This is a genomic window from Stenotrophomonas sp. MMGLT7 (genome assembly GCF_021168555.1).
Taxonomy (GTDB): domain Bacteria; phylum Pseudomonadota; class Gammaproteobacteria; order Xanthomonadales; family Xanthomonadaceae; genus MMGLT7.
The window spans coordinates 21,792-41,971 of sequence record NZ_JAJOZS010000003.1 but is presented as its reverse complement, the minus strand read 5'-3'; the positions used below and the strand labels follow the sequence as shown (position 1 = coordinate 41,971).

Annotated in this window: 16 protein-coding genes; 7 read left to right on the top strand and 9 right to left on the bottom strand. The window is 70.1% G+C overall.

Going from position 1 to position 20,180, the window contains the following annotated elements; translation table 11 throughout:
- Position 1 precedes the first annotated feature (1 nt).
- The 6 genes from tsaD to LRX76_RS04930 all read left to right on the top strand — a co-directional run bounded on the left by tsaD (position 2) and on the right by LRX76_RS04930 (position 8,571).
- On the top strand, positions 2–1,030 hold the full coding sequence (gene tsaD, locus LRX76_RS04955) for a tRNA (adenosine(37)-N6)-threonylcarbamoyltransferase complex transferase subunit TsaD (protein WP_231802727.1): 1,029 nt from the start codon (positions 2–4) through the stop codon (positions 1,028–1,030).
- Positions 1,031–1,437: 407 nt separating this feature from the next.
- Positions 1,438–1,794, top strand: a complete 357-nt coding sequence (gene folB, locus LRX76_RS04950; protein WP_231802725.1) for a dihydroneopterin aldolase — start codon at positions 1,438–1,440, stop codon at positions 1,792–1,794.
- A 32-nt stretch (positions 1,795–1,826) separates the two neighbouring features.
- Positions 1,827–3,119: a mechanosensitive ion channel domain-containing protein gene (locus LRX76_RS04945; protein WP_231803349.1), complete on the top strand. Its 1,293-nt coding sequence runs from the start codon at positions 1,827–1,829 to the stop codon at positions 3,117–3,119.
- Between the two features lie 104 nt (positions 3,120–3,223).
- Positions 3,224–4,669, top strand: a complete 1,446-nt coding sequence (locus LRX76_RS04940; RefSeq protein ID WP_231802723.1) for a circularly permuted type 2 ATP-grasp protein — start codon at positions 3,224–3,226, stop codon at positions 4,667–4,669.
- Positions 4,670–4,897: 228 nt separating this feature from the next.
- On the top strand, positions 4,898–5,839 hold the full coding sequence (locus tag LRX76_RS04935) for an alpha-E domain-containing protein (protein ID WP_231802721.1): 942 nt from the start codon (positions 4,898–4,900) through the stop codon (positions 5,837–5,839).
- Positions 5,840–6,369: 530 nt separating this feature from the next.
- Positions 6,370–8,571 (top strand): glycoside hydrolase family 3 N-terminal domain-containing protein, encoded by a 2,202-nt coding sequence (locus LRX76_RS04930; RefSeq protein ID WP_231802719.1) that lies wholly within the window; start codon positions 6,370–6,372, stop codon positions 8,569–8,571.
- Between the two features lie 66 nt (positions 8,572–8,637).
- Here LRX76_RS04930 and LRX76_RS04925 read toward each other — a convergent pair whose 3' ends face one another.
- From LRX76_RS04925 to LRX76_RS04905, 5 genes are all read right to left on the bottom strand, one after another.
- Complete coding sequence (locus tag LRX76_RS04925; RefSeq protein ID WP_231802717.1) at positions 8,638–9,789, bottom strand: PQQ-dependent sugar dehydrogenase; 1,152 nt, start codon at positions 9,787–9,789, stop codon at positions 8,638–8,640.
- Between the two features lie 74 nt (positions 9,790–9,863).
- Positions 9,864–10,199 carry a hypothetical protein gene (locus LRX76_RS04920; protein WP_231802715.1) on the bottom strand — a complete coding sequence of 112 codons (336 nt, stop codon included), beginning with the start codon at positions 10,197–10,199 and terminating at the stop codon, positions 9,864–9,866.
- A gap of 419 nt (positions 10,200–10,618) precedes the next feature.
- Entirely contained in the window at positions 10,619–11,113 is a 495-nt protein-coding gene (locus tag LRX76_RS04915; protein ID WP_231802713.1) for a transposase, read from the bottom strand.
- Between the two features lie 367 nt (positions 11,114–11,480).
- On the bottom strand, positions 11,481–13,121 hold the full coding sequence (locus LRX76_RS04910) for an acetolactate synthase large subunit (protein ID WP_231803347.1): 1,641 nt from the start codon (positions 13,119–13,121) through the stop codon (positions 11,481–11,483).
- A gap of 1 nt (position 13,122) precedes the next feature.
- Positions 13,123–14,283 carry an iron-containing alcohol dehydrogenase gene (locus tag LRX76_RS04905; protein WP_231802711.1) on the bottom strand — a complete coding sequence of 387 codons (1,161 nt, stop codon included), beginning with the start codon at positions 14,281–14,283 and terminating at the stop codon, positions 13,123–13,125.
- 172 nt (positions 14,284–14,455) lie between these two features.
- Here LRX76_RS04905 and LRX76_RS04900 point away from each other — a divergent pair, with 172 nt between their 5' ends.
- Positions 14,456–15,406 carry a LysR family transcriptional regulator gene (locus tag LRX76_RS04900; RefSeq protein WP_231802709.1) on the top strand — a complete coding sequence of 317 codons (951 nt, stop codon included), beginning with the start codon at positions 14,456–14,458 and terminating at the stop codon, positions 15,404–15,406.
- A 74-nt stretch (positions 15,407–15,480) separates the two neighbouring features.
- Here the strand turns inward: LRX76_RS04900 and LRX76_RS04895 are convergent, their stop codons facing one another.
- The 4 genes from LRX76_RS04895 to LRX76_RS04880 form a co-directional block, all read right to left on the bottom strand.
- Complete coding sequence (locus LRX76_RS04895; protein ID WP_231802707.1) at positions 15,481–16,782, bottom strand: APC family permease; 1,302 nt, start codon at positions 16,780–16,782, stop codon at positions 15,481–15,483.
- Complete coding sequence (locus tag LRX76_RS04890; protein ID WP_231803344.1) at positions 16,779–17,576, bottom strand: L,D-transpeptidase family protein; 798 nt, start codon at positions 17,574–17,576, stop codon at positions 16,779–16,781. The genes LRX76_RS04895 and LRX76_RS04890 overlap by 4 nt, the downstream gene beginning before the upstream one ends.
- Positions 17,577–17,649: 73 nt before the next feature.
- A complete protein-coding gene (locus LRX76_RS04885) occupies positions 17,650–18,501 on the bottom strand; it encodes a MurR/RpiR family transcriptional regulator (protein WP_231802705.1) in 852 nt (283 codons plus the stop codon).
- 571 nt (positions 18,502–19,072) lie between these two features.
- The gene (locus tag LRX76_RS04880; RefSeq protein WP_231802703.1) at positions 19,073–20,170 is read right to left on the bottom strand and encodes a dipeptide epimerase; all 1,098 of its coding nucleotides are present in this window, start codon (positions 20,168–20,170) and stop codon (positions 19,073–19,075) included.
- Positions 20,171–20,180 lie beyond the last annotated feature (10 nt).

The window sequence follows — 20,180 nt, the reverse complement described above, 5'->3', positions numbered from 1 at the left end:
CATGCGAGTCCTCGGCATCGAATCTTCCTGCGACGAAACCGGCGTGGCGGTCTACGACACCGCCTTGTCCGGCGCTGCGGCGCTGCGCGCCCATGCGATCTACAGCCAGATCGCGCTGCACGCCGAATACGGCGGCGTGGTGCCGGAACTGGCCAGCCGCGACCACGTGCGCAAGGCGCTGCCGCTGATCCGCCAGACCCTGGCCGAGGCCGGGCTGTCGGTGCGCGATATCGACGGGGTGGCCTATACCGCCGGCCCCGGCCTGGTCGGCGCGCTGCTGGTCGGGGCCGGGGTGGCGCGGGCGCTGGCCTGGGCGCTGGAGGTGCCGGCGGTGGGGGTGCACCACATGGAAGGCCACCTGCTGGCGCCGCTGATGGGCGACGATCCGCCGCGGCCGCCGTTCGTGGCGCTGCTGGTGTCCGGCGGGCATACCCAGCTGGTGGCGGTGGAGGCGATCGGCCGCTACCGGCTGCTCGGCGAGACCCTGGACGACGCCGCCGGCGAGGCCTTCGACAAGACCGCCAAGCTGATGGGGCTGCCGTACCCGGGCGGTCCGCAGCTGGCGGCGCTGGCCGAGCGGGGCACCCCGGGGCGTTTCCGCTTCGCCCGGCCGATGACCGACCGTCCCGGGCTGGACTTCAGCTTCTCCGGGCTCAAGACCCAGGTGCTGCTGGCCTGGCAGGGCAGCGACAAGGCCGAGGGCACCCGCGCCGACATCGCCCGCGGCTTCGAGGATGCGGTGGTCGATACCCTGGCCATCAAGTGCGAGCGCGCGCTGGACGCGGCCGGCTGCGACACCCTGGTGGTCGCCGGCGGGGTCGGCGCCAACCGCCGCCTGCGCGCGCGGCTGCAGGCGATGGCGGCCGCGCGCGGCGGCCGCGCCTGCTTCCCGCCGCCGGCGCTGTGCACCGACAACGGCGCGATGATCGCCTTCGCCGGCGCGCTGCGGCTGCAGGCCGGCCAGCGCAGCGGCGAGGCGGTCAGCGTGACCCCGCGCTGGGACATGGCGACGCTGCCGGCACTGGTGTAGGCGGGAGGGCTGGTGCGATGCCCGGCTGGGTGGCCGCGTTCCGCATCTGTCTCTCCACCGCAAGATGTGAATTGGGCAAGTTCCCTTCTCCCGCTTGCGGGGGAAGGTGCCCGAAGGGCGGATGGGGGCTGTCTGGAGCATGGGAAAGCAACAGCAAAAGCGCCCCCATCCGGCGCTGCGCGCCACCTTCCCCCGCAAGCGGGAGAAGGGGAGAAGCGGGTCTCGTCTCTCTCGCTGGGGATCGCGCTCCCGATGGGGTACGGCACAGGCGAAATCGTGCTGGCCTCTCTTCAGATGCCACCGCGGCAGCGCCGCGTAGCGACCGCCAGGCCTGGCGTCGTTTCTCGCGGCATTGCGCCGGCGGCGGCTAACATGTCGCGCATTCGGCAAGGCCAGGCGGCAGCGCAATGGACAAGGTTTTCATCGAGGGGCTGGAAATCGACGCCCTGATCGGCATCTACGACTGGGAGCGGCGCATCCGCCAGACCCTGCGCTTCGACCTGGAGATGGCCTTCGACAACCGCCGCCCGGCCGCCAGCGACGACATCGCCGACACGCTCAACTACAAGGCCGTCAGCAAGCGCCTGGTCGAGTTCGTCTCGCAGTCGGACTACGGCCTGGTGGAGACGCTGGCCGAGCAGTGCGCGCGCATCGTGCTCGACGAGTTCGGCGTGCGCTGGCTGCGGCTGAAGCTGAGCAAGCCCGGCGCGGTGCGCGGCGCGGTCGCGGTGGGCGTGATCATCGAGCGGGAGGCGGCCCGGTGACCGACCTCAAGGCCGACGTGCACGCCGACCAGGTGCTGCTGGACCAGCAGCTCAATGCGCTGCAGAAGGTGCTGGCGCCGTATCCGGGCGCCTACGACCTGGCGGCGGTCGGGCTGCTGCTGGTGGTGGCGTGGCTGGCGAACTGGGTGACCAAGCGGATCCTGCTGCGGGTGCTGCAGAAGGTCCTGGACAGGGCGCCGTGGGCGCGCCAGGACGGCGACGGCAAGCCGCTGCGGATGTCGGTGATCCGGCGCCTGGCCAACGTGGTGCCGGCGCTGGTGATCCAGCTCGGCCTGGCCTGGGTGCCGGACCTGCCGGCGAAGCTGGTGGCGGTGGTGCAGGCGGGCTGCCAGGTGTTCATCGTGCTGACCGTGGCGCTGGCGATCTCGCATGCGCTCAACCTCGCCAACGAGATCTACGAGCGCCGCCCGGACGCGCGCAACCGGCCGATCAAGGGCTTCCTGCAGGTCATCAAGATCATCATCTTCGTGCTGGCCGGGCTGTCGATGGTGGCCACGCTGTCGGGGGTGTCGTTCGGCCACATCGTCACCGGCCTGGGCGCGATCATGGCGGTGCTGATCCTGGTGTTCCAGGACACCCTGCTGTCGCTGGTGGCCAGCGTGCAGATCAGCACCGACGGGCGCGTGCGCATCGGCGACTGGATCGAGATGCCCAGCCAGAACGCCGACGGCACGGTCACCGACATCGCGCTGCACACGGTGACGGTGCAGAACTGGGACATGACCATCACCACCATCCCGACCAAGAAGCTGATCAGCGAGTCGTTCAAGAACTGGCGCGGCATGTACGCCTCCGGCGGCCGCCGCATCAAGCGCTCGATCCTGCTGGACCAGCACAGCGTGCGCTTCCTCAGCGACGAGGAGATCGCGCACCTGCGCCAGTTCACCACCCTGGCCGACTACCTGGACGGCAAGGACAAGGAGATCGCGGCCTGGAACAGCGACATGGCCAAGCGCGGCATCAAGCCGGCCAGCGAGCTGCGGCCGACCAACCTGGGCGCGTTCCGGGCCTACGTCGAGCGCTACCTCAGGCTCGACCCGCACATACGCCAGGACATGCTGCTGATGGTGCGCCAGCTGCAGCCCGACGCCAACGGCCTGCCGCTGGAGATCTGGTGCTTCGCCGACCAGACCGGCATCGTCGGCTACGAGCAGATCCAGGCCGACGTGATCGACCACCTGCTGGCGCTGCTGCCGTCCTTCGACCTGCACGTGTTCCAGGTGTCGAGCGACGCGATGCTGATGCGCGACGCCGAGGCCAGGCAGCCGCCGCGCAACCGCATCCTGGCGGCGATCGCCGGCTGACGCAGTTCGCACGCGGAACTTGACGCGGTTCACGTGCCGATGCATGTTGCTGGAAAACATGCCGGCGGGCCTTTGCTGCCGGGTGGCAGGCAACAAGGGGCAAGATGGACTGGAGCAGGTACCACACCGCCACCTACGACGAACTGATCCAGGCCGACGGCGCGCCGCGTCCGGCCGCACGCCGGGTCATCGAATACCTCTCCAGCCTTTCCTCGCGCGAACTCGGCGAGCGCCAGCTCGCCGCCGACCTCGCCGCGCGGGTCATGGGCATCACCTTCACCGTGTACTCCGACGGCCGCAACGTCGACCGCACGCTGCCGTTCGACCTGATCCCGCGGGTCATCCCGCTCAAGGAGTGGCAGCGCACCGAGGCCGGCCTGCGCCAGCGCATGCGCGCGCTCAACCTGTTCATCGGCGACCTGTACGGCCGCCAGCAGATCGTCAAGGACAAGGTGTTCCCGGCGATGCTGCTGGCCGACTCGGTGAACTTCCGCCCGCAGTGCGTGGGCATCGTGCCGCCGCTGGGGGTGTGGGCGCACGTGTGCGGCTCGGACCTGGTGCGCGACGCCGACGGCACGCTCTACGCGCTTGAGGACAACCTGCGCATTCCCTCCGGGGTGTCGTACATGCTGGAGAACCGCATGGTCGCCAAGCGCGTGTTCCCCGAGCTGTTCGACACCAGCGCGATCCTGCCGGTGGACGAGTATCCCTCGCAGCTGTACGACACCCTGGCCGCGCTGACCCCGCGCCCGGGCGAGCAGCCGGTGATCGCGCTGCTGACCCCGGGCGTGTACAACAGCGCCTACTTCGAGCACGCCTACCTGGCGCAGGCGATGGGCATCGAGCTGGTGGAGGGCGGCGACCTGTTCGTGGCCGACGACGACTGCACCTACATGCGCACCGTCTACGGCCCGCGCCGGGTGGACGTGATCTACCGCCGCATCGACGACCTGTTCATCGACCCGGAGACGTTCCTGCCGGACTCGATGCTGGGCGTGCCGGGGCTGATCCGCAGCTGGCGCGCCGGCAAGGTGGCGCTGGCCAACGCGCCCGGCGCCGGCGTGGCCGACGACAAGGTCGTGTTCGCCTACGTGCCGAAGATGATCCGCTACTACCTGGACGAGGAGCCGATCCTGCCCAACGTGCCCAGCTACCTGTGCCACGACGACAAGGAGCGGCAGTACGTGCTCGAGCACCTGGAGGAACTGGTGGTCAAGCCGGCCAACGAGTCCGGCGGCTACGGCATGATGATCGGCCCGCGCTCCACCGCCGCCGAGCGCGAGAAGTTCCGCGCGCTGATCCAGGCCGACCCGCGCAACTACATGGCGCAGCCGACGCTGAACCTGTCCACCGCGCCGATCGTCACCGAGGACGGCCCGTCGCCGCGGCACCTGGACCTGCGCCCGTTCATCCTCTCGCGCGAGGACACCTACGTCACCACCGGCGGACTGACCCGGGTGGCGATGCAGGAGGGCTCGCTGGTGGTCAATTCCTCCCAGGGCGGCGGTGCCAAGGACACCTGGGTGGTGGACCTGGACGAGGAGCCTTAGGGCTCGCCGCCGCTGCCGGAACCGGCCACGCCGCGCTCGAGTGCGTGTGGGGCGAGGAACAACGAGGAGATTTATGCCGACAATCGATCGAACGAGGACACGCTACCGCACGCACCCGAGCGCGGCCCCCGTATCAAGTACGGGGCAGGCTCTGCGGGTTGCCGTGTCCGGCCGCCTGGCGGCCGGACATGGCAACGTGGTCTGCCCCGGCAACGGCGGCAAGCCCTGATGCTTTCCCGCGTCGCCAACAACCTCTACTGGTTCAGCCGCTACCTGCGCCGGGCCGAGAACACCGCGCGCCTGGTCGGCGCCGGCAGCCTGCTGCAACTGGACCTGCCGCGCTCGGTGCGCTTCACCTGGCGGCCGATGGTCGATACCGTCGGCACCGGCGAGATCTTCAACGAACTGTTCCCCGAGGCCGGGCGCGACGTCGCCGACACCGAGGTGGTGCGCTTCCTGCTGCTGGACGAACGCAACCCGTCCTCGCTGCGCTCCTCGGTCGAGCAGGCACGCGAGATCCTGCGCAGCATCCGCGATACCCTGCCGCAGGACGTGTGGGAAGCGGTCAACGACCTGCACCTGCACATCGGCGCCGAGGGCGAACGCGGCATCGGCCGCCGCTACCGCCAGGACTTCGTGGGCCGCATCACCGATGCATGCCTGAAGGTGTCCGGGCTGCTCATCGCCAACGTCAGCCGCGACATCGGCTTCCAGTTCCTGCGCCTGGGCACGGCGATCGAGCAGGCCGACATGACCACGCGGATCATCGACGCCGGCGCCTCCGGCCTGGTCACGCCGCGCCAGGCCGACGACCTGGAGGCCTACAGCAACCTGCAGTGGATGAGCGTGCTGCGCTCGCTGGCCGCGTTCCAGATGTATCGCCGCCACGTGCGCCAGCGCGTGACCGGCGAGCACGCGCTGCGCTTCCTGCTGCAGAACGGCGGGTTCCCGCGCAGCGTGCTGTTCTGCCTGACCCGGGCGCAGCAGATCCTGCCGGCGATGCCGCCGCGGCCGCGGGTCGAGCGGGCGATGATGCGCGCGGTCGGGCTGGTGCGGCAGGCCGACCCGGCCTGGCTGGCCGCCCACGACGCCGCCGGCTTCATGGACGAGATCCAGGTCGCGCTGGGCGAACTGCATGGACGGATCTTCGAGGCGTACTTCGACCCCTAGGATCGTGGCCGGCAGGCGATCCCGTGCCGCCGCGCGTGCACCGGGAGATGCGGTGTCCCCGGTCCCGGCTCGCACATGCCGGTCGGTCGCCGTTGCGCAGGAGCGGTACCCATGAAAGCGACTCGCCGTGGCCTCCGGGCCGTCGGTCGCGACCAGGCTTTCCCGCGACCCGGCTGGCACCCGGCTTCGGCTTCCTCCCTTCTCCTTCCGGGGAAGGTGCCCCGAAGGGGCGGATGAGGGCACCGGCGAAGCCGCGCGATACCGGGCTGCAGGAGGCTTCGCCGGTACTCTCATCCCAGCCCCCTTTCCCGATCGGAGAGGGCCTGAACATCCACGCCTGAAAGCCGGCGCAACCGATGGCCCGGAGGACCACGTGGCATCGCGCCCTAGATCGTGGGCAGGCCGCGGGTTCCCGGCGCAGGCCGTGCGGCCGCTGCCACTGCACATCGCTGAACATGCCGGTGCGTGTCGCCGGGCGTCCGGACCGCTAGAATGGCGGGTTCATGTAAACGTTTTCCCGGACTCTCTCCATGGCCTCCTCCCGCATCGAATCCCTGCTCGCCCGCATGACCGTGGAGGAAAAGGTCGGCCAGCTCGGCGTGTTCGCCGACATGGTCCGGCCGTTCGCGCCCGAGGTGAACCCGGAAGCCAACGTGAGCAACGCCGAGCAGGTGCTGCAGCAGGTGCGCGAAGGCCGCGTCGGCTCGCTGTTCAACGGCGTCGGCGCCGAGCTGGGGCGGCAGATCCAGCGCGTCGCGGTGGAGGAGAGCCGGCTCGGCATCCCGGTGATCCTCGCCGCCGACGTGATCCACGGCATGCGCACGGTGTTCCCGATCCCGCTCGGCGAGGCCGCCAGCTTCGAGCCGGAACTGGCCGAGCGTACCGCCCGCGCCACCGCGGTCGAGGCCACCGCCGCCGGCATCCACTGGACCTACGCGCCGGCGGTGGACATCGCCCGCGACCAGCGCTGGGGCCGCGGCGCCGAGGGCGCCGGCGAGGACGTGGTGCTGGGCTGCGCGTTCGCCGCCGCGCGCGTGCGCGGCTTCCAGGGCGGGGACCTGCGCGCGGCCGACGCGCTGCTGGCCACGCCCAAGCATTTCGCCGCCTACGGCGCGGTGGCCGCCGGCATGGAATACAACACCGTGGACATCGCCCCGCAGACGCTGCGCGACGTGCACCTGCCGCCGTTCCAGGCCGCCTTCGCCGCCGGCGCGCTGTCGGTGATGACATCGTTCAACGACATCAACGGGGTGCCGGCCAGCGCCAACCGCGAACTGCTGACCGAGATCCTGCGCGGCGAGTGGAACTTCCCCGGCGTGGTGATCTCCGACTACACCGCCGACATGGAGCTGATCGCCCACGGCTACGCCAGCGATGCGCGCGACGCGACCAGGAAGGCGTTCCTGGCCGGCATGGACATGAGCATGCAGAGCGGCTTCTTCGCCGACCACCTGCCGGCGCTGGTGGAAGACGGCGAGGTGCCGGTGGAAGCGCTGGACGCGGCGGTGCGGCGGGTGCTGGAGCTGAAGGAAGCCATCGGCCTGTTCGACGACCCCTACCGTTCGCTCGACCCGGCGCGCGAGGCCGATGCCTCGTACCTGCCCGCCCACGACGCGCTGGCGCGCGATGCGGCGCGGCGCTCGATCGTGCTGCTGAAGAACGAGGGCGCGGTGCTGCCGCTGCGCAAGGCCGGGCAGCGGATCGCGCTGGTCGGCCCGTTCGCGCGCGACCGCGAGAACATCGAGGGTTGCTGGACGCTGTTCGGCGACAAGTCGCGCTACGTGACGCTGGAAGCCGGGCTGCGCGCGGCGCTGGCCGACGAGGCGCTGCTGGCGGTCGAGCCGGGCTGCGGCCTGGAGGAGCCGCTGGACGGCGGCATCGACGCCGCGGTGGCCGCCGCGCGCGCCGCCGACGTGGTGGTGCTGGCGCTGGGCGAGCCGCAGCGCTACAGCGGCGAGGCGCAATCGCGCACCGAGATCGTGCTGCCTGCCGCGCAGCAGGCGCTGGCCGAGGCGGTGGCGGCCACCGACACGCCGCTGGTGGTGCTGCTGCGCAACGGCCGCGCGCTGGCGCTGCACGGCGCGGTGCGCGATGCGCAGGCGATCGCGGTGACCTGGTTCCTCGGCACCCAGACCGGCCACGGCGTGGCCGACGTGCTGTTCGGCGACTACAGCCCGTCGGCGCGGTTGCCGGTGAGCTTTCCGCTGGCCTCCGGGCAGCAGCCGTTGTTCTACAACCACCCGCGCACCGGACGGCCGGAACTGCCGGAGATGAAGGAGTTCAAGGCACGCTGGCGCGAGATCCCGGACGCGCCGCTGTACCCGTTCGGCCACGGCCTGGGCTACACCACGTTCGAGTACGGCGTGCCGTCGCCGAGCACCGGGCGGCTGGGCTGGGACGAGACCCTGACCGTGACCACCACGGTGACCAACACCGGTGCCGTGGCCGGCGAGGAAGTGGTGCAGCTGTACGTGCACGACCGCGTCGCCAGCCGGGTGCGGCCGGTGCGCGAGCTCAAGGCGTTCCGCAAGATCGCGCTGCAGCCGGGCGAGAGCGCGCAGGTGGCGTTCACCCTCGATCGCCATGCGCTTGCCTTCACCAACCCGCGCGGCGAGTACGGCGCCGAGCCGGGCCTGTTCGACCTGTGGGTGTGCGCCGATGCGCTGGCGGGCGAGGCGGTGCAGTTCGAGTTGCTGGGAAGCGGGGATTCGGGATTGGGGATTCGGGATTAGTAAGAGCCCGATCCTCCGTGGTCCCCGCCTTTACCAATCCCCAATCCCGAATCCCCAATCCCGGGCTCACGCCGCAGGCGTGAGCCTCAGCAGCCGTCCATCGCTGCCGTCCTCCAGCAGCCAGATCGCGCCGTCCGGGCCCTGCTCGATCTCGCGGATGCGCTGGCCCATGTCGTAGCGGCCGGCCTCGCGCGCGTCCTCGCCGTCCAGTTCCACCCGCACCAGCGCCTTGGACGACAGGCCGCCGATGAAGCCGTTGCCGCGCCACTGCGGGAACAGCGTGCCGTCGTAGATGATGAAGCCGGCCGGCGAGATCACCGGGGTCCAGGTCACCTTGGGCGCGACGAACTCCGGGCGGGTGTCGTGGTCGGGGATCGGGCGGCCGTCGTAGTGGTCGCCGTTGGAGACGATCGGGTAGCCGTAGTTGCCGCCGCGCTGGATCAGGTTCAGCTCGTCGCCGCCCTTCGGGCCCATCTCGTGCACCCACAGCCGGCCCTGCGCGTCGAAGGCGATGCCCAGGGCGTTGCGATGGCCGAGCGACCACACCTGCGCGGCCACGCCGCCCTGGGCGGCGAACGGGTTGTCGGCCGGCACGCTGCCGTCGTCGTTCAGGCGCACGATCTTGCCCAGGTTGGACTGCATGTCCTGCGCCGGGTCGAACTTCTGCCGCTCGCTGGAGGTGATCCACAGCTTGCCGTCGGGGCCGAACGCCAGCCGGTGTCCGTAGTGGCCCTGTCCGCTGACCTTGGGTTCCTGGCGCCAGATCACCTCGAGCCCGTCCAGCCGTCCGCCGCCGTCGGCGTCGAGGGCCAGCGTGGCCCGTGCCACCGCCGCGCCGCGGGTACCGCCGGTGCCGGGCTCCGCATAGCTCAGGTAGAGCAGGCGGTTGTCGGCAAAACGCGGGTGCGGCAGCACGTCGCCGAACCCGCCCTGGCCGCCGTAGGCCACGTCGGGTACGCCGGCGATCTCGCTCTTGCGACGGCTGTCCGCGTCGTAGCGCAGCAGGCGGCCGCGCTTCTCGGTGACCAGCAGCGTTCCGTCCGGCAGGAAGCTCATCGCCCACGGTTCGTCGAAGCGTCCGGCCTCGGTGGCGGCGAAAGGCCATTGGCCGCGCTCGACCGCGGCGGTGCCGGCGGCCGGGCCGTCGGCCAGTGCACAGGAACTGACGGCCAGGCAGGCCAGGGCGCAGGCAAGCAGGGAAGGCAGGCGCGGGCTCATGCGGACTCTCCGGGATGGGCGGGCGCCTCCGACCATATCAGGATGGAGCGGCCGTTGCGCGCGCGGGGGCGGGGTCAGGTCCCGTGCGGCTCGTCCTTGCCCGGACGCGCGGCCAGTTCCCAGGCGCTGCGCACGGCGTGGCGGGCCTTCTCCCACGTCGTGCGCGAGCGCCCCTGGGGATGGGCGGTCTCCCACTCGCGCTGCAGTTCGCTTTCCACTTCCTCGTAGGCACGGCCGAATTCGCGCAGGCGCGCGTTGTGGCCGGCGCGATAGGCCGGCTCGTAGTCCTCGAACAGTTCGCCTTCGTCGTAGTAGGGCTTGCCGTCGAAGTGCCGGCGCCAGTAGACCGAGGCCTGGGTGGCGTCGTCGTCGTTCGGCACGCGGCCGGGAATCTGATAGGGAACGCTCATGCTCGGGCTCCTCGATGGTCGAGATTCCGGACGTTAGCGCGATGGCCGTTAACCCGGCTGCGGTGCGACGTGAGGCGAACGTCAAATCCTGCCGGTAGGCGGGATGAAGGGCGCGCCGTGCGGACGTGAGTCAAGGCGTAGCGGCCGAAGCCGGTCACGGCCGCCCGCAGCGGTTCATGGCACCTGTTCAGGCCGCGGCCATGGACGAGCAAGCTGCGGTCGCCGCGTGTCCCAATCGCTGCATGACTGTAGGAGCGACTTCAGTCGCGATGGGGCTTTACCGGTATGCAGGTCCTTCTGCAAAAGCCCGCACATCCCTGTGCGGGGATTCGAATGGGAAGGCCCATCGCGACTGAAGTCGCTCCTACGGCCGCTCTTACAGCTGCTTCTACGAAATACGTACGCTCGTCGAATGGCGGTTACGGCATGGCCGTTCCGGCGTCCAGCCAGATCGCGTCCCAGTACGGATAATCGCCCAGTCGCCGGGCCAGTCCGGCGCGAAGCGGGTTGGCGACGATGTAGCGGGCGCTGTGCAGCACGTCATCGTCGCGGCGCAGGGCGTGGCCGTGGTAGGCGGGTGCCCATACCTGTCCGCTGCGGCCGCGTGCACGGTTGACTGCATGCGCCGAACGCCCCTTGGCGTGGCGCATGGCTGCCGCCAGCGTGCCGCGAGACCGAAGCCTGAGCAGTCCATGCCAGTGATCGGGCATCAGCACCCAGCACAGCAGTTGCGCGTCCGGCCAGCTCGCCGGTTGCGCCAGCGTGGCGGCCGCCGCCCAGGCGCAGCGCCAATCGGCGAACAGCGGCTGACGCTCCTGGGTGACGGCGGTCAGAAGGTAGGTACGGCCATCCTCGTCGCGCCGGTGGCGGCGCAGGGCGTGGTGACGGGCGCAGGGCGGGTGTGGACTGGACATGCCCACAGGATGATTCGCAGGACGGGCACGGTCCGTAGGAATTCAGCGCGAGGTGGTGCCAGAAGGAGGCACGTCGTCGGGTGGGAATGCTCCGCCGAGATTGCCCGCGAGCCTGGATGCATCCGGCAGGAATGCGGCCTGCCGGAGCGGCTGGTGGAATGGCTGTTGGATCGGCTGCTGGAATGGCTGCTGGAATGGCCGTAGGAGCGACTTCAGTCGCGATGGGCCTTCCCATTTGAATCCCTGCACAGGGGCGTGCGGGTTCGTGCAGAAGGGCCTGCGTACCGGTAAAGCCTCATCGCGACTGAAGTCGCTCCTACAAGTCGCTCCTACAGGTCGCTGCTGCGTCAATTCCTTGGGCCGGGGTTCAGCCCAGCGCCTTGTCGCGCAGCTCGTCGATCAGCACGCGCTTGTTCTCCGAGTAGTCGACCGGGGCGACGACGACATGCACGCCGCCCTCGGCGAAGGCGGCTTCCAGTGCCGGCACCAGGCCGTCGGCCGTCTCCACCCGGCTGCCCTTGGCACCGAAGGAGGCGGCGTAGGCGACGAAGTCGGGATTGCCGAAGGTCATGCCGAAGTCGGCCAGGCCCTTGGCTTCCTGCTTCCAGCGGATCATGCCGTAGGCGTTGTCCTGCAGGATCAGCACCACCAGGTCGAGCCGCAGGCGTACCGCGGTTTCCAGCTCGTGCGAGTTCATCATGAAGCCGCCGTCGCCGCAGACGGCCATCACCCGCCGCCGCGGGTACAGCATCGAGGCCATCATCGCCGAGGGCAGGCCGGCGCCCATCGTGGCCAGGGCGTTGTCGAGCAGCAGCGTGTTGGCCACCCGGGTGCGGTAGTTGCGCGCGAACCAGATCTTGTAGATGCCGTTGTCCAGGCAGACGATGCCGTCCTCGGGGATCACCTGGCGCACGTCGTGGACGATGCTCTGCGGGGGCAGCGGGAAGCGGTGTTCCTCGGCGCGTTCGCCGATGTGGGCGAGGATCTGCTCGCGCAGCGGCAGCAGGGCCTCGGCGTTCGGCAGCCTGCCCTCGATGCGGTCGGCCAGCAGCGCCAGCGTCGGCCCGACGTCGCCGATCAGCTCGGCATCGGGGAAGTAGACCTCCTCGACCGTGGCCGGGATGTAGCCCACGTGCAGCACCTTGGGGCCGCCGCGTCCCATCAGGAACGGCGGCTTCTCGACCGTGTCGTGTCCGATGGAGACGATCAGGTCGGCGCGGTCGATCGCCTGGTGGACGTAGTCGCGCTCGGACAGCGCGGCGGTGCCCATGTAGCGGCCGGAGCCGCCGGCGACCGAGCCCTTGCCCATCTGCGTGTTGAAGAACGGTATCTTCACCCGGCGCACGAACTCTGACAGGGCATCGGCCAGGTGCGGGCGGCTGGCCGCCGCGCCCAGCATCAGCAGCGGGCGCTCGGCCTGCTGGATCAGCTCGGCGGCGCAGTCCAGCGCCTGCGGGCAGGCTACCGGCAGGCGGATGGCGTGCGGCGGGATCAGCGCGATGTCGGGGGCCGGCGAGGCGGCGACGTCCTCGGGCAGCTCCAGGTGCACCGGGCCGGGGCGTTCCTCGCAGGCGACGCGGAAGGCCTCGCGCACCAGCGACGGGATGGTCTCGGCGCTGACGATCTGGTGCGCCATCTTGGTCAGCGGCTTCATCGTGGAGACGATGTCCACGACCTGGAAGCGCGCCTGGCGGCGATGCAGCACGCCCTTCTGGCCGGTGATCATGATCATCGGCATGGCGCCGAGCTGGGCGTAGGCCGCCCCCGTGGTCAGGTTGAGCGCGCCCGGTCCCAGCGTCGCCAGGCACACGCCGGGCCGGCCGGTGAGGCGGCCATGGGTGGCGGCCATGAAGGCGGCCGCCTGTTCGTGCCGGGTCAGCACCAGCTCGATGGACGAGTGGCGCAGCGCATCGACGACGTCGAGGTTCTCCTCTCCGGGAACGCCGAAGATCTGCTTCACGCCTTCCTGTTCGAGTGCTGCAACGAGTAATTCTGCCGCGTTCATGATGTCACCATGCCTTTTCGTAGATCGACGTCGCGTCTTCGAGATCGACGTCGCAGGGATTGTTGGCGAGCAGCCGCGTCTGCAGCATGGCCGCCGCCGCCAGTGCGGGAATGTCCTGCCGGCCGATGCCGACATCGCGCAGCCGGGTGGGGACGGCGGCCTGCTCGACCAGCCGCTGCATGTGGCCGATGAAGGCCTCGGCGCGTTCGGCGATGCTGCCCCTGGCCTGCGCGGGCGGCAGGATGGCGTCGGCCAGCTGCGCGTACGCCTCGCCGGCGCGGCTGCAGTTGTGGCGCAGCACGTGCGGCAGCACCAGCGCGTTGGACACGCCGTGCGCGACGTGGAAGATCCCGCCGACCGGATAGGCTAGGGCGTGCACCGCCCCGACCGGGGCGTTGGCGAAGGCCTGGCCGGCGAGCAGGGCGCCGAGCAGCATGTCCTCGCGGGCCGCCAGGTCCCGCCCGTCGCGGCAGGCGGCGAGCAGGCTGCGGTCGAGCAGCTTCAGCGCCTTGATCGCCAGGCTGTCGGAAATGGGGTTCTTGAGGCGGCGGCTGGTGAACGATTCGATCGCGTGGACCATCGCATCGATGCCGGTCGCGGCGGTGACCGCCGGTGGCAGCCCCAGCGTCAGCCCGGCATCGAGCACGACCAGGTCGGCATAGAGCTGCCTGGCGACGATGCCGCTCTTGGTCGTCTCGCCGGTGGTGACCACGGCGATCGGCGTCACTTCCGAGCCGGTGCCGGCGGTGGTGGGGATCTGCACCAGCGGCAGCCGCGTCCCGCGCACCTTGTCGATGCCGTACATCTGCGGCAGCGGCTGCTCGCTGCCGAGCAGGACCGCGACCAGCTTGGCCACGTCCATCGCCGATCCGCCGCCGACGCCGATGACCAGCTCGCTGCCCAGCGTGCGGGCGCGCGCGGCGATGTCCAGCACCACCGCTTCCGGCGGATCGGACTGCACGTCGCTGACGACGTCCACGCTCCAGCCGGCGGCGGCCAGGCTGTGGATTATCGGTTCCAGGGTGCCGTTGTCGGGCAGCGGCGGGGTGGTGACGATGCAGGCGCGGCAGGGCTGGAAGTACTCGCCCAGGATGGCGTCCAGCCTGGCTGCCGCCCCGGTCTCCACCACCAGGTGGGGGACGGTATGGAATTGGAATGGTGTCATGGTCCTGGCCTCTGCATCTGGCTTGGCGCCGGTGTGCGCCTGTTCCGGACCGGGGATCGATCGGGGAGGCGGCATCGCGCCAGTCGCGCTTGACGGCGAAGGACGTTACTCCCTTGCCATGTTTCTTTAAACTGAATAAAACTAAGCAAGTCAGTCACGAAAAGAGAATGCCGTGGATTTCCCGCAGTTGGCCATGTTCGTCGCGGTGGCACGGGAGGGCAGCATCAACGCCGCCGCCCGGCGCCTGCACCGGGTGCCGTCCAACCTCACCACGCGCATCCGCCAGCTGGAGGACGAACTGGGCGCGGAGCTGTTCATCCGCGAGAAGCAGCGCCTGCGCCTGTCGGCGTCGGGGCGCAACTTCCTCGACTACGCGAACCGGCTGCTGAGCCTGGCCGACGAGGCCAGATCCTCGGTCTCCGGGATCATGCCCAAGGGCGTGCTGTCGCTCGGGGCGCTGGTGAGCACGGTCGCGGTCCGGATCTCGCCGGTGCTGGCCGAGTACCACCGGCGCTTCCCGAACGTGCTGCTCGACCTCAGCACCGGGCCGTCGGGCGACCTGATCGACGGTGTGCTGGACGGCCGCCTCGCCGCCGCGTTCGTGGACGGGCCGGTGACGCATCCGCTGCTCGATGCCGTCGCCCTCTACGAGGAGGAGCTGGTGGTCATCTCCGCGCTGGGACTGAAACCGATCGCCAGGGCCCGGGACATAAACGGCTTCAACATCTACGCGTTCCGCCCCAACTGCGCCTATCGGCGTCGTTTCGAGGACTGGTTCCGCCAGGACGATGCCACCTGGGGCAAGCTGATCGAGCTGGAGTCGTACAACGGCATGGTGGCCTGCGTGGCGGCGGGCGCGGGCCTGGCGCTGCTGCCCCGGAGCATGCTCGAGTGCCTGCCGCACAGGCACGATGTCATGTCGCACGAGGTGGAGGACAGGTACCGCCAGGTCACCATCCACCTGGTCTGGCGCAAGGGACTGCGGCTGCCGAGCCTGGATTCGCTGCTGGAGGTCCTGGGCCGCCCGCGCGACGGCGAGGGCGGCCCAGGCGCCGGGCGGGAGGCGCCGTCGCCGGCCCTGGCGACCGTCACGCGCGCGCAGCCCGTTCGAGGTCCGGTGTAGGAGCGACCGTAGGAGCGACTTCAGTCGCGATGAGGCTCTACCGGTAAAGCCCGATCTCGCTCCTACAGTGCTGCCTAGCCGGCCTTGCGCGGAAAGCGGTAGATCACCGCGCCCACCAGCAGCGCGACGCCCGCGGCGGCCAGGTTCTGCCAGCTGGCGCTGGCCAGCAGCGCCAGCGACAGCAGCAGCGCGGCGACCGGGATCGCCGGCCCGCCCGGCAGCCGCAGCGCGCCGGGACGGCCGCCGTACCTGCGCGCCAGCACGATCACCGCCGCGGCGGTGCCGATGTAGGCGAACAGCCGCGTCACCATCGACAGCAGCGCCAGCTGCACGAAGGTGCCCGACAGCGCCAGCGCCAGCGATACCACGCCCTGCACGACGATCGCCGCGGCGGGGGTGTGGAAGCGCGGGTGCACCCGCGCCAGGAACGCCGGGCCGAAGCCGTCCTTGGCCAGCGCGAACAGGAAGCGCGGGCCCAGCATCACCGTGTTGCTGGTGGTGCCCAGGATCGAGATGGTGGCGCCGACGGTGAGGATCAGCGCCAGCCCCTCGCCGCTGAAGCGCGCGGCGGCATCGGCCAGCGGCGTGGCCGAGCTGGCGATGCCGGGCAGCGTGCCCTGCGCCACCACCTGCACCGCGGCGTAGATCAGCGTCACCGTGACGATCATGGTGATCAGCGCGAACGGCACGTCGCGGCGCGGGTTCCTGTACTCGCCGGCGGCGGCGGGGATGTTCTCGAAGCCGGCGTAGGCGAACAGCAGCAGCAACGCGGCCTCGCCGAGGTTGCGCAGGTTGCGCGGGTCCGGCGCCTGTCCGGAGAACGCCCACGACCAGTCGACATAGAAGATGCCGATGCCGACGAACAGCACCAGCGGCACCAGCTTGCCGATCACCAGCGCCACGCCGGTACGCGCGGCCGACTTCACCCCGATCACGTTGATCCCGGTCAGGAACGCCAGCGATCCGGCGACCACGAACAGCCGCGCCGCGCCATCGCCACCGGCCGCCGGCCAGAAGCGCGCCACCGCGTCGGCCAGGCCGTTGCTCAGCGCCGCGGCCGAGCTGATGCGGGTCAGCCAGATCATCCAGCCGATCTCGAAGCCGGCGAAGCGGCCGAACGCCTCGCGTGCGTACAGATAGCTGCCGCCGGGCTGGTCGAAGTAGCTGGCCGCCTGCGCGTAGCACAGCACCAGCAGCGCCACCGCCAGCCCCGCCAGCAGCACCGCCCACAGGCTCATCGGCCCCAGCAGCGCCGCCGCCGCGGCCGGCAGCAGGTAGATGCCGCTGCCGATGACGTCGTTGATCGACAGCCCGACGATCTGCCAGCGGCTGACCGCGCGGACCAGGCGCGGATCGTCGTTCCCGGTCGCGCTCACGGCGCGGCCCCGGCGATGTCGGGCAGGCCCCATGGCGCCTGCAGGCGCCGGTACTCGTCCTGCGGCAGCAATACGAACAACGGCCGTGCCTCGGGCTTGAGCCAGGCCAGCAGCCGGTGCATGTTGGCCGGTTCCATCGCGGTGCAGCCGGCGGTGGCCTCGCCGGGGCGGCGCCACAGGTGGGCGAAGATGCAGCTGCCCAGGCCCGGCTGCGCACGCGGGTTGTGCTCGATCACGAAGCCCTCGCGATAGCGGCGGTCGCCGTCGTTGTGCAGGTCCAGCCGCATCGGCTCGGTGGAGCCGGCCACGGCCTCGGCGCCGACCTGCTCGGCGTCGACGATGCGGTTGTACAGCGGCGAGTCCGCCACGTCGATGCAGTAGCTGCTCTGGCGCATCGGCCGGTAGGGCAGGGAGCTGTCGATCCGCTCGGCATAGCCGAACGCCTCGCCGATGGCGAAGACCCCGGCCGGGCTGCGGCCGTCGCCCTCGCGCTTGCGCGGGCCCGCGTCGGTGTCGGCGGGCTGCGGATGCAGGCCCTCGCCCCAGGCGCTGCCGCTGCGCCCCAGCGCCACCGCGAAGCCCTCGCCGAGCGCCTGCCAGCGGCCGGAGGCGTCGCGCTCGAAGGCCCGCAGCTGCCCGTGCGTGGCGTTCCAGTCGGGGCTGGTCACCACCACCAGTTGCCGCGCCTGCGCCAGCGGCGCGACCACCGGTGCCGTGGTCGCGGCCGCGGCCTGCATCGACACCAGTGCCAGCAGCGCCGCGCCGTAGCTGCGCAGTCGGTGGATCGCCGACATCGCCCGGGGGGCGGCGACGCGGGGCGGCAGGGAATGCGCAATGGAGGGCATGGGGGCTCCGGTGGCAGAGGGATCAGGCATCGAGCAACTGGCCGACGCGTTCCAGGTTCATCGCCAGCTGGCGATCCCGTTCGGGATTGGCCTGGCACAGCAGGACGAACAGGAAATCGAGCAGGTACTGCAGCGAGGAACGGTACAGCAGTTGTTCCACGTGCGGGGCGTCGTCGTGGGCCGAGATCGCCAGCGAGGCGTCGGCCAGCGCGCGCAGCGGGTTGGCGGTATGGCGGGTGATCGAGACCACCTTGCCGCCGCAGGCCTGGAACTGCCGCGACAGCTGGCTGATCGGCGCCAGCTTGCCGAACTCTGAGAACATCAGCAGCACGTCGCCGCTGCGCGCGGCCGACAGGTTGGACATCATCAGGATCGGGTCGGAGTGGTGCACGGTGAGCATGCCCAGCAGCGACAGGCGCATGGCGAACTCGCGCGCGAACAGGCCATCGTCGCCGAGGCCGCAGACGAACACCTTGGGCGCGCCGTCGAGCAGGGCGACGATGGCCTCGATGGTCTGGCGCGGGTTGAGCAGGCGGGTTTCCTCCTCGGCGGCGGCCTTGCTCTGGCGCAGGTTCTCGTCCAGGCGGGTGTAGGCATCGCCCGGCGCATCGGTGGGCGCCGCCTGCTCGGAATGGCCGTTGCCGGCGCGGGCGACGGCTTCGCCGACGGAGTATTTGAGGTCGGGGTAGCCGCGGAAGCCGAGTTTCTGGCTGAACTTGACCACGCTGGATTGGCTGATGCCCAGGGCGCTGGCCAGTTGCTGGGAGGAGTAGTCGCGCAGCAGGTGGGCGTTGTCGAGGATGAAGTCGGCGATGCGGCGTTCGATGGCCGACATGCTGTCGCGTTCGGAGCGGATTTTTACCAGGGGTGGCATGGCGCGATCATGGTCTCCGCGGGGCATGGCAGGCAATCATCCTTGCGTTGCTGTTGCTGTTGCTGTTGCTGTTGCTGTTGCCCTGCTCCCTCCCTTGCGCGAAGCGCAGGGGAGGGCTGGGGAGGGGTGCTCTTGCTCTTGCTTTGGTTTTTTGACTTACAGGTTCCCTTCCGAAAATTCCTGCCGGATCCGCGAACCCGGAGCGCGTGAGCGCGGAGGCGCGCAGACAGGGCGTGCTTGACCAGCCTGCGCGCCTTCCGCGCTGCGCGCTCCAGGTCCGCTCCGCCAGCGGGAATTCGCGGAAGGGGCATCCTGCCCCTGCCGCGAACGACGTGCATCCATGCACGTCGCCCCTGCGGGGTTTTACCCGCTGGCTCCGCCGCTACGGAAGGGAACCCGGTAAGTCAAAAGCAAGAGCACCCCTCCCCGGCCCTCCCCTGCGCTTCGCGCAAGGGAGGGAGCAGGGCAACAGCAACAGCAGCGTTCCTGCCTGTAATTCCGCTGGTCGGCATGCAGCGTGGGAGCACGTCGGCGATCTGCGGCATCACCAGGGCAGGGGCGCTCGAAGGCATCATGGCTTCAGCATCTCCAGCCCGTGGATCTCGCGGATGCCCAGCCCCGGCGCATCGCTGATGGTGATCTCCGACTCGTTGAAGTTCACCCCGCCCTCGACCGGGTTGAACAGGCCCAGCGACGGGCCGTCCAGGTCCACCTTGGTGATCACGTCCGACTTGGCCACCGCCACGTGCACCGCCGCGGCCACGCTGATGCTCGACTCGATCATGCAGCCGATCATGCATTGCATGCCGTACAGCGAGGCGATGTCGGCGATGCGGATCGCGTTGGAGATGCCGCCGGTCTTCATCAGCTTGATGTTGATGATGTCCGCGGCGCGGCGCTCGATCAGGTCGAACACCTGGGTCGGGGCGAACACGCTCTCGTCGGCCATCACCGGCGTGTGCACGCGCTCGGTGACGTACTTGAGCCCGTCGATGTCGGCCGCCTTGACCGGCTGCTCCAGCAGTTCCAGCACCACGCCGGCTTCCTCCAGCGTGTTCATCGCATGCACCGCCTGCTTGGCGGTCCAGCCCTGGTTGGCGTCCAGGCGCAGCAGCGCGCGGCCCTCGACAGCGGCGTGGATCGCCTTGACCCGCTCGATGTCCAGGCCGATGTCCTTGCCTACCTTGATCTTCAGCGACTCGAAGCCGCGCTCGATCGCCGACAGCGAGTCGGCCACCATCTTGTCGATGTAGTCCACGCTGATGGTGATGTCGGTGGTGATCACCGGATCGCCGCCGCCGAGCAGCTTGTACAGCGGCGCGCCGTACAGCTGCGCCCACAGGTCGTACACGGCGATCTCCACCGCCGCCTTGGCGCTGGTGTTGCGCTCCATCGTCGTCTGGATCAGCCCGACGATGTGGTTGAGGTTGGCGATCTCCTGGCCGATCAGCCGCGGCTTGATGAACGTGTCGATGGCCTCGATGATCGAGCCGTGGGTGTCGCCGGTGATCGGTGCGGTGGCCGGCGCCTCGCCGTAGCCGGTGTGGCCGCTGTCGGTGCGGATCAGCACCACCACGTCCTCGACCGTCTCCACGGTGCGCAGCGCGGTCTTGAACGGGGTCTTCAGCGGCACCCGCAGCATGCCGAGCTGTATGTCGGTGATCTTCATTGATGGTCTT

Excerpts from the sequence above, each read along its gene's own strand:
- LRX76_RS04930 (WP_231802719.1), top strand. The coding sequence starts at position 6,370 with ATGGCCTCCTCCCGCATCGAATCCCTGCTCGCCCGCATGACCGTGGAG.
- LRX76_RS04915 (WP_231802713.1), bottom strand. The coding sequence starts at position 11,113 with ATGTCCAGTCCACACCCGCCCTGCGCCCGTCACCACGCCCTGCGCCGC.
- LRX76_RS04905 (WP_231802711.1), bottom strand. The coding sequence starts at position 14,283 with ATGACACCATTCCAATTCCATACCGTCCCCCACCTGGTGGTGGAGACC.
- LRX76_RS04880 (WP_231802703.1), bottom strand. The coding sequence starts at position 20,170 with ATGAAGATCACCGACATACAGCTCGGCATGCTGCGGGTGCCGCTGAAG.
- LRX76_RS04885 (WP_231802705.1), bottom strand. The coding sequence starts at position 18,501 with ATGCCACCCCTGGTAAAAATCCGCTCCGAACGCGACAGCATGTCGGCC.
- LRX76_RS04940 (WP_231802723.1), top strand. The coding sequence starts at position 3,224 with ATGGACTGGAGCAGGTACCACACCGCCACCTACGACGAACTGATCCAG.
- folB (WP_231802725.1), top strand. The coding sequence starts at position 1,438 with ATGGACAAGGTTTTCATCGAGGGGCTGGAAATCGACGCCCTGATCGGC.
- LRX76_RS04890 (WP_231803344.1), bottom strand. The coding sequence starts at position 17,576 with ATGTCGGCGATCCACCGACTGCGCAGCTACGGCGCGGCGCTGCTGGCA.
- LRX76_RS04925 (WP_231802717.1), bottom strand. The coding sequence starts at position 9,789 with ATGAGCCCGCGCCTGCCTTCCCTGCTTGCCTGCGCCCTGGCCTGCCTG.
- tsaD (WP_231802727.1), top strand. The coding sequence starts at position 2 with ATGCGAGTCCTCGGCATCGAATCTTCCTGCGACGAAACCGGCGTGGCG.
- LRX76_RS04920 (WP_231802715.1), bottom strand. The coding sequence starts at position 10,199 with ATGAGCGTTCCCTATCAGATTCCCGGCCGCGTGCCGAACGACGACGAC.
- LRX76_RS04935 (WP_231802721.1), top strand. The coding sequence starts at position 4,898 with ATGCTTTCCCGCGTCGCCAACAACCTCTACTGGTTCAGCCGCTACCTG.